Annotated in this window: 8 protein-coding genes; 2 read left to right on the top strand and 6 right to left on the bottom strand. The window is 58.1% G+C overall.

What is annotated here, in order from left to right:
- Both QO231_RS10655 and QO231_RS10650 read left to right on the top strand, forming a co-directional pair.
- On the top strand, positions 1–183 hold a 183-nt coding region (locus QO231_RS10655), incomplete at its 5' end, for an integrase core domain-containing protein (RefSeq protein ID WP_316775917.1).
- A gap of 179 nt (positions 184–362) precedes the next feature.
- Positions 363–1,424, top strand: coding sequence for an IS630 family transposase (locus QO231_RS10650; RefSeq protein ID WP_316775915.1), 1,062 nt, complete (start codon positions 363–365; stop codon positions 1,422–1,424).
- Between the two features lie 1,346 nt (positions 1,425–2,770).
- On the opposite strand, the gene QO231_RS10645 is transcribed toward QO231_RS10650, so the two are convergent.
- The 6 genes from QO231_RS10645 to QO231_RS10620 all read right to left on the bottom strand — a co-directional run bounded on the left by QO231_RS10645 (position 2,771) and on the right by QO231_RS10620 (position 8,768).
- Positions 2,771–3,190 (bottom strand): RidA family protein, encoded by a 420-nt coding sequence (locus tag QO231_RS10645; protein WP_316775914.1) that lies wholly within the window; start codon positions 3,188–3,190, stop codon positions 2,771–2,773.
- The gene (locus QO231_RS10640) at positions 3,187–3,636 is read right to left on the bottom strand and encodes an acyl-CoA thioesterase (RefSeq protein WP_316775912.1); all 450 of its coding nucleotides are present in this window, start codon (positions 3,634–3,636) and stop codon (positions 3,187–3,189) included. The genes QO231_RS10645 and QO231_RS10640 overlap by 4 nt, the downstream gene beginning before the upstream one ends.
- Positions 3,633–4,376: an SDR family NAD(P)-dependent oxidoreductase gene (locus QO231_RS10635; RefSeq protein WP_316775911.1), complete on the bottom strand. Its 744-nt coding sequence runs from the start codon at positions 4,374–4,376 to the stop codon at positions 3,633–3,635. The genes QO231_RS10640 and QO231_RS10635 overlap by 4 nt, the downstream gene beginning before the upstream one ends.
- Positions 4,373–6,658, bottom strand: coding sequence for a bifunctional salicylyl-CoA 5-hydroxylase/oxidoreductase (locus QO231_RS10630; protein ID WP_316775909.1), 2,286 nt, complete (start codon positions 6,656–6,658; stop codon positions 4,373–4,375). The genes QO231_RS10635 and QO231_RS10630 overlap by 4 nt, the downstream gene beginning before the upstream one ends.
- Before the next feature lie 174 nt (positions 6,659–6,832).
- Positions 6,833–8,320: a flavin-containing monooxygenase gene (locus QO231_RS10625; RefSeq protein ID WP_316775907.1), complete on the bottom strand. Its 1,488-nt coding sequence runs from the start codon at positions 8,318–8,320 to the stop codon at positions 6,833–6,835.
- A gap of 10 nt (positions 8,321–8,330) precedes the next feature.
- Entirely contained in the window at positions 8,331–8,768 is a 438-nt protein-coding gene (locus tag QO231_RS10620; RefSeq protein WP_316775906.1) for a cupin domain-containing protein, read from the bottom strand.
- Positions 8,769–8,829 lie beyond the last annotated feature (61 nt).

The raw sequence follows: 8,829 nt of genomic DNA, 5'->3' as shown, positions 1-8,829 counted from the left end.
CGCCGAAAACTGGCCCTCTGGCGATACGACTACAACCACGTCAGGCCGCATTCGTCGCTCGGAAATCAAACGCCCGCCGAAGCGCGACGGACGCTTGAGCAATTTGAGGGCTCCGCGCCCGGCGCGCTTGCCCAACCAGACGACGAAGAATACGAAAACCAGACCCGCAAACTCTCGTTTTGAATGAGGCAGCCTCGGGGGGGCAGGTCATTCGGAAAAGCGACATACTTTCTGTCTAAGAGCGCAAATCTTTTGTCGACGAAGTGAGGCTAACCCACTAGAATTTTAAGGTATACTGTGAGTCCTGAAGAAGCCGAATTTGCTGGCTTGACTGCCGGTGTTGGAACGATTCAGCTATATCCATGATCTGCCCCGGTTCTCTTTCCTCAGGAGCGCGCCTTGAACTTGAGGCTTGCGTCCGTCGCCAGCGCGAGGACCACGGTGTTGCCCGTCGCGCAAACGCGATCCTGCTGTTGGACGATGGGGAAAGCTGCACTCAGATCGCAAAGTTTCTCTACCTGGACGACGACACCATCCGTGGCTGGTATAAGTCCTACCTGCAAGATGGCTGGGACGCTCTTGCCCTCGATGGGTGGAAGGTTGGTCAGTCTCGTATGACCCAGGCACAGGAGGCTACATTGTGTGCTTGGCTGGAGGGACGCTTCTGCCGCTCAACCGTCGAGATCAGGGCCCATGTCGCCGCTGAGTTTGGTCTAAAATATTCCCATTCTGGCTGTATCAAGCTTCTGGCCCGGCTGGGCTTTGAATACCGCAAGCCCAAACCTCTGCCGTGCGTGGCATCAGCGGAAAAGCAGGCAGCCTTCATTGCATTATACGAACGCCTGATGCGCGAGTTGAGCGCGGATGAAGCTGTCTACTTTGCGGATGCGGTGCATCCGGAATATCAGACCAAGCCTGCATTTGGCTGGGTGAAGATTGGCTCAAATCCAGCGGTTCACAGCACAGCAGGACGTGGTCGCGTGAACATTCATGGCGCCCTGAACCTTGAGACTTTCGATGCGCCCTTTGTCGAACCCACAACGGTTGATGGGGTCAGTGCCGTCCAGCTTCTTGCCAAGATCGAGAAGCGCAACCCTGACAAGCGCATCATTCATGTCATCTGGGACAACGCCGCCTACCACAAAGGACCCGATGTCAGAGCTTTCCTTGCAAGGACAGCCTGCCGTATCCACCTGATCCAGCTGCCGCCCTATTGCCCACATCTCAATCCAATTGAACGCCTTTGGGCGGTCTTGCACCAGTATGTCACCCACAATCGCTACTACCGAAGTCAAAAGCAGTTCGCCGATGCAATCCTCACGTTCATGCGTGAAACCATCCCGCAGGAATGGACGATCTTCCGCGACAAGGTATCAGATAACTTCCGCGTCATAACCAACGAGAACTTTCGGGTTTTGGAGTGAACGCGGTATATTCTAAAAATTTAGGTGCCAAACTTCGTGCCATCTTACAATCTCCAAATAAATCAGGACACTACCACTGAAACTGCTGAGTGAATTGCCAACGTATTGTCAGCGGTATGTCGTTCTGGGGGACATATGGGGGACAACTGCCCGCTCTCAGACCTATCTGGATTGTCCAAATTGGCGCATATCAACTGCAACTGGCACACCCGGGTGCGCACCGACGCGGAAACGGGAAGCGTTCTGGCAGGCAACCGGTCTGCCCAGCCGAGGGCTTCGTCCGATTAAGCGTTGGAGGCGAGGATAGTCCTGCGTATCCCAGCGACACGACTCGTCTAGCAGTGCCTTGGTGACACGGCGCGTACAATACTCTCCCTTATCCCGCAGGTAAGCGAGCAACGTCGCTCGCCTGACCCTGGTGGGTGATCCCGGCGCAGGTAAGCTGCGACGCAATTCTGCGTAGCAGGACCTTTCCTGGTCTCTGAGTACTCTAGCCCATCCGCTCAGGTGGCCAGTGACATGTCGACCGCGTGGCATAAGCTCACCGGAAATTCTCCTCACCCAGGAGGGTTGATTGATGCTGCGATTGCGCGGCGAAAACAACTCATCAACTTCAAGGCTAACTGAAACCCGGAATTGCAAGGAAAACGATGTGGTCCATGTCAGCGGACCATCCGGGGTCAGAACTTCGGTCGCATCGTAAGAAAGCGTAGGGACAATGTTCAGCGATACCAGTTCGAAAGCTACCGAGCGCGAAAACCTTGGCTGACCTGCCGCCAGCCCTGAGCCTCCACCAAATGCCAGCGTGATACGCGGCACACGGTTTCGCTCTCTCTGAATGAGATCCAATGCTTCCTGATATGAACACTCGACTCTGGCCATGAGACCGATGCAGTTGTTGACAACATCTGGAGCGTACAAAAGTAGGACGTTGGAAGCAAACTTGCGATTTCGACTTTCAAGCGCACCGCTGAACAGATAGCTCCAGAAACTTACCCGACGTACCGACGAAAAAAGGGGACGAATGCCCCTCTCCGGGCCGGTGGGTTGCCGATTTGTCGATTGTTACTGATGTTCTGACGTCATTGAGATCGTGCGTCGTGCCGAGCAGCATAGGCAATCGGAGGGTTTGGTGGCGCAAACCCAGTTTTGACTGGATGAATGACAATGGCTGCTGTGAAAATGAGAAGCAGGATCGGTTAGCCAATCAGTCCGCCCATTCAGTCACCTTTGCGCGCAACCAGGTGTGCTGTTCTCGTACTGCATCGACACGTTCACAAGTGACCAGACGTTGCCGCCGCCCATCGCCGCGTCCGCAGCTGTGTCGCCTTTGATCTGCTTTGAGATCAGGTCACGCTGTTGGGAATGACGGCAGTGGCCTCGATCTCGATAAGCGCTGCATCTTCCATCAGCGCGACGACCTGAACGACCGCCATGGCCGGGAAATGCCGGCCAATGACTTCGCGATAGGCCGCGCCAAAAGCTCTGAGGTTGGCGTTATATTCCTGTTTGTCGGTGATGTACCATGTCAGTCTGACAAGATGCTCTGGTCGCGCGCCACCTTCGGCCAGGACAGCCACGATATTTTGCAGCGTCTGGCGGAACTGGCCCACCATATCGGTTTCTATCCATTCCTGGTTTTCGTTCCATCCGACGAGTCCGCCGGTGAAAATCAATCGGCCCTCCGCTAGAACGCCATTGGCATAACCTTTGGCCGGAACCCAGCCGTCGGGTTGAAGAAACATGTGCGGGGTCAGGGTTGTCATACGTCGGACTCTTTCTGTTGTGCAGTGGCGGGGGGCTGGAACGCGACCATTCGGGCGCGGGCCTCTGGGGGCCAAGGGGCTGACTTGCCGCCTCCGGTGTGGGCGTGAATGATCGTGGTCCGGCAATCAAAGCGGGCTTCATCCTTGCTGCTGCATCGGATGTCGAAGGTGGCCGAGGCGGTGCCGAGACGGGCCAGCGTCAGGTCCAGATCCAGCCATTCGCCCAGATAGGACGGGTTTGCAAAGCGAACCTCGATCTGTCCCATCGGCGTTCCCATGCCCTTCTCCGCTACGCCCATGGAGGACCATCCGTAGCCGATGGCATCGGACAGAAACCGTTCGATGGTGGCTGAGATCATCTCGAAGTACCGGGGATAGAAGACCATGCCTGCCGGGTCGCAATGGTTGAATTCGACCTGGCGGGACAGACGAAACGTCTCGCTCATGTTTCGCCGCCCGAGACCGATATGGCCTGACCGGTCACCATGTCGGACCCGGGTGAACACAGCCAAAGAACCGCTTCGGCCACATCGGCGGGTGGAACAAGCCGGTGCATGGGGTTCGTTGCCTCGAGCGAGGCGCGGGCCTCCTCTGCGCTGCGGCCCGTCTTTTCGACGATATTCGCGATCGAGCGTTCGGTCATTTCGGTGTCCAGAAAGCCGGGACAGAGGGCGTTTGCCGTAACCCCCTTGCGTGCCAGTTCCAGTGCGACGGATTTCACCATGCCGACCACGCCATGTTTGGCTGCCGCATAGGGCGCGGCATAGGGATATCCCTTGAGTCCGGCAGTCGACGCAATTGCGATAAGCCGCCCCCAGGGTTTGCCCGACATGGCGCGGGCTCCTTCGCGCAACGTCAGGAAGGTGCCGATCAGGTTCACGTCCAACATGCGCCGGAAGTCGGCCAATTCGGTTCGCACAAAGGGGGCGCTTGCCGCTGCCCCGGCATTGGCGATGACGATATCCGGCGCTGCAGTGGCAATGGCCTGTGCAAGTTCGGTTTCGTCGGTGATATCGCAGACAGTGGCGGTGATGCCGGACTGCTCCGCCGCAACGGCAGCAAGCGGAGCCTCGCGCCGGCCACAGATCGTGACCTCCGCACCTGTTTGCGCCAATCGCATCGCAATGACGGCCCCGACACCAGATCCGCCACCGGTCACGAAGGCTGTTTTGCCAGCAAGGTTCATGGTTCCATCGTCCTTGCGCGTTCGGCCAAGGTGTTGGCCTGGCGGCGTCCGCCATCATAGGGCGCGGGCCAGACCTGTTCCTCGTCCCCGAGATCGACCGCCGCGTGCAGCGTCCAATAGGGATCGGCCAGATGTGGACGGGCCAGCAGAACCAGATCGGCGCGCCCGGCCATGAGGATCGAATTGACGTGGTCCGGCTCATAGATATTGCCCGCGACCAGCGTCGGCAGGCCGATCTCGTTGCGGACCCGGTCGGCAAAGGGGACCTGGAACATGCGGCCATAGATCGGCTGTTCCGCCTTGTCCGTCTGGCCCGAGGACACGTTGATGGCGTCGGCTCCGGCCGCCTTGAAGGCGGCACCGATCTGCACGGCCTCATCCGGTGTAACCGCATCGTCGCCCATCCAGTCGTGGGCCGAAATCCGAACCGTCATCGGCTTGCCTTCGGGCCATTCGGCGCGCATGGCGGCAAAGACCTCAAGTGGATAGCGCAGGCGGTTTTCCAGTGAGCCGCCATAGTCGTCGTCCCGTTTGTTGGTGACAGGAGAGATGAAAGAGGCCAGCAGATAGCCATGCGCCGCGTGCATTTCGATCATGTCGAAATTGGCGTCACGAGCGGCGCGCACGGCAGTGACGAACTGTTCGCGCACCCTGTCCATATCGGCGCGGTCCATCGCCTTGGGAATCACATTGCCGTCCATCAGCGGTATGGCAGAGGCCGACAGGAGCGACCAGTTTTCGCCGCCCGCCAGCGGCTGGTCCATCCCGTCCCAGGCCAGTCGTGTCGATCCTTTGCGGCCTGAATGCCCGATCTGGGCACAGATCTTGGCATTGGTTTCGGCATGAACGAAATTGGTCAGACGTGTCCATTCCCGAACCTGTTCGGGGCCGATGCAGGGACAGCCCGGAGTGATCCGGCCTTCCATGCTGACACAGAGCATTTCGGTAAACACCAGCCCGGCGCCGCCCTTGGCGCGTTCGGCATAATGCACGAAATGCCAGTCGGTCGGCATGCCATCCCGCGCCTTATATTGGGCCATCGGAGAAACCACGACCCGGTTCTTCAGTTCCATATCGCGCAACCTGAAGGGTGCGAACATTGGGCTTCGGGTCGAATTGCTGCCGGCCCTGGCCTGAAACCAGGCCTCGGCCGAGGCGAGCCACTCAGGGTCGCGCAGGCGCAGGTTTTCGTGGCTGATGCGTTGCGATCGCGTCAGAAGCGCATAGTTGAACTGCATCATATCGAGTTCGAGATATCGTTCGATGTCTTCGAACCATTCGGTCGAATTGCGTGCGGCGGAGGTGATGCGCAGCACCTGCAACTTACGGTCATCCTGATAAGTCTGAAGTGCTTCGGGAAGAGGTTTGCCAGAGGAGAGTTCGTCGGCAAGCGCGATGGCGCTTTCCATTCCCAGTTTTGATCCGGATCCGATGGAAAAATGCGCCGTGGCCGAAGCGTCGCCAAGCAGAACCACATTGTCGAAATACCAGTTCTCGCAGGTCACCCTGGGGAACTGGATCCAGGCAGAGCCGCGGACATGATTGGCGTTGGTCATGAGCGGGCAACCGCCCAGATGCTTGGCAAAGATCTTCTCGCAGAGCGCGGTGCTTTCCTGTTGGGACAAGGTGCCAAAGCCAAAGGCCTCGAATGTCCTGGGGCCGCATTCCACGATGAACGTCGCGGTGTCGTCGTCGAACTGGTAGGCATGCGCCCAGACCCAGCCGTGTTCGGTTTTTTCGAAAATGAAAGTGAAGGCGTCGTCGAATTTCTGATGCGTGCCCAGCCAGACAAAGTGGTTGGCACGCATGTCGACTTCAGGCTGGAACTGATCTGCATAGATGCCGCGGGTTCTTGAATTCAGCCCGTCGGAGGCGACGACAAGATCGTTGTCGCGGCGCAGCACTTTGATCTTTTCGGGGGTGATGTCGGTTGCGAATTCAAGGACCACGCCAAGGTCACGCGCTCTTTGTTGAAGCAGCAGGAGCATTTGCCTGCGCCCGATACCACAGAATCCATGCCCGCCAGAGGTCATGCTTTCCTCACCTCGGACCACCTTGACGTCGTCCCAATAGGCAAAGTGATCGCGGATCATCTTTTCTGAAATGGGGTCGTTGTCGTCGAAATTTGACATCGTTTCGTCGGACAGGACCACGCCCCAGCCGAACGTATCATCAGGACGATTTCGTTCATACACCGTGATGTCATGACCCGGGTCGCGCAGTTTCATCGAGATGGAGAAATAGAGCCCGGATGGACCGCCGCCGAGAACCGCAATTTTCATAGCCGACTTTCCCTAGTTGTCAGGATCACGTTAGCGGGTCGGTAAACTATTTCAAGTATAAAATATTTAAATATTCCATATGACCGGCCAATCCCTTCGCGGCTCCCGATCTGTCACCTGGCCGCATGCCTTTCGGGCCCGAGCGGATCATGCTCGGGCCCGGAACAAGTCTGGCTAACCGGCCCGGTATGGCGGCGCTGTCGTCAGAAACCGGCCATAGGCAGCGGCATCAGGATAGTTGAAGGTTTCGGTCAGGGGGTTTGGCCGCTTCCATTGGGTCGCCCCCATGTCCTGCATCAACTCGTCAAAGTGGCGAAAGTGGAACGGCGCGGAACACTGCCCACCATAGACCTGAGCCGCTGGCCGCTCCTCGCGGCGCCATTGCAGCATCGCCTCGATGTTCTGTTTCATCTCCTCTTCGGAAGGCTGGCGCGCCAATTGACCGTCCATGTAGCGCACCAGCCAGTTGGCAACCATTTCGGCCGACAGAACCGTGCAGAAAGAGGAATTGAACCCGACAAAGCCCATGTCAGGCAGATCGGGGTTCACTGAAAGACGATAGGTCCGGTACTGCCCATCTGCCTCTATCAGCTTGTCCTGATACGCCTGCGCCAGGTAGGGAACACCCAGTTTCCAGCCGACGGCCAGGATTGACAGATCGCAGGGGATGACATCGTCGGTGGTCAGTTTGACCTTGCCCGGTTCATAGCTGTCGATGCTGCCGATCACGGGCTTGATACGTCCGGCATTCATTTCCTCGAACAGGCCGGGCGTGACGATCGGCAGCGAGCAGGACGCCTCTTTCTCGATCGGTGTCTTGGGGACCATATTGTGCTTTTTCAGGCCAAGTTGCAGCTTCAGAAGTGTCTCAAGCCCTCGGAAATTGGCCCAGACCAGCGGCTTGGTGATCGCCGCCAACGCGCGTTGAAACGGGCCACGGCCCCACCCGTTGAATTGCATCTCTTGCGCCCGCATATAGAGCAGCCGCTTGAAGTTGATGCCGCCCACGAAATAGGGGATGCGCCAGACGTTTTCACGGTACACCAGATGAACCGATGCGGCACCGTTCCGCGCCGCGTTTACCGCAATATCAGTGCCAGATTTCGACGCACCCAGAACGACCACATGCTTGCCCTCGCACAGGGTCGGTTCGGTATAGTCGGAGGAATGCAAGACTTGCCCTCCGGCCTTGGTGAACGCGTCCTGTCCGGGGTGGCTGATGATGTTTTTCTCGGAAAACTGACCAGTCGCTATGGCCACGAAATCAAAATCCTCGGCCCATTCGTTTGATCCTGAACGCAAGCGCAGGGTCCAGCCGGGCTCTCCATCGGCGCGGCGATCCATCGACAAGACGTCGGTATCAAGCTTGAACAACCGCGCCAGCCGATGCTTGGCAGCGTAAGACCGCAGATACGCGTGGACTTGCGGGCCCTTTGGCCATTCAGGATAGTCCGCAGGCATTGGGTGGTCGGAAAAGCAATACAGGTCCTTGGGGGATTGTGTCTGCACATCCGGGTAGGATCGTGACAGCTCCCATACCCCACCGAAATCGTGGCTGCGTTCATACCCGCAAACCCGATGCCCTTTTTCGTCAAAGGCCTTGGCTGCGGCGAGGCCCGAGACCCCGCCGCCGATCACGGCAACTTTTTTGCGATGTGTCATGCTTGACACCTCAATCCGCCGGGGGTGGCAGGAAGTCGACTTCATGTTCGGCCGAAATGCGCACCAGTTCTTCCGGATCGGTCAAACCGTCCAGTTTGCCGAACAAGTCGAACAGCTTGCGCGAAGGGGCGACGCCAAAGACGCAGGTCGCTTGCTTGCCGGAGCGGTTAAAGATGCCATGCGCCACGCCCATGGGCATTCTTATCGTGTCGCCCGGGCCGGCCTTGTGGACATCCGCGCCAAACTCGATTTCGAGATCGCCGGTCAGCATGATGATCCACTCATCCTGAGTCGGATGGATATGCGGCGGTACAAAGGTCCCATCAGGGACGACCGCGTGCCAGATCAACGCGTTTTCGGTGTGCAGCTTGGGTGTGTAGGTGTGTCCGACGACATTCCACTGTTTGCCGTCGACAGAACCCTCCACGAGGGTGACGCCTGGTTCCATGATCGTATTCTCCTGTTGATGCGGGACTCACGCGGCCCCGTCACTCCCACTCTGCCAGAGT

Origin of the sequence: Sedimentitalea todarodis, assembly GCF_032595355.1 — a bacterium.
GTDB classification, from domain to species: domain Bacteria; phylum Pseudomonadota; class Alphaproteobacteria; order Rhodobacterales; family Rhodobacteraceae; genus Sedimentitalea; species Sedimentitalea todarodis.
The sequence above is the reverse complement of the archived record's forward strand: the minus strand, read 5'-3'. Positions and strand labels throughout refer to the sequence as shown.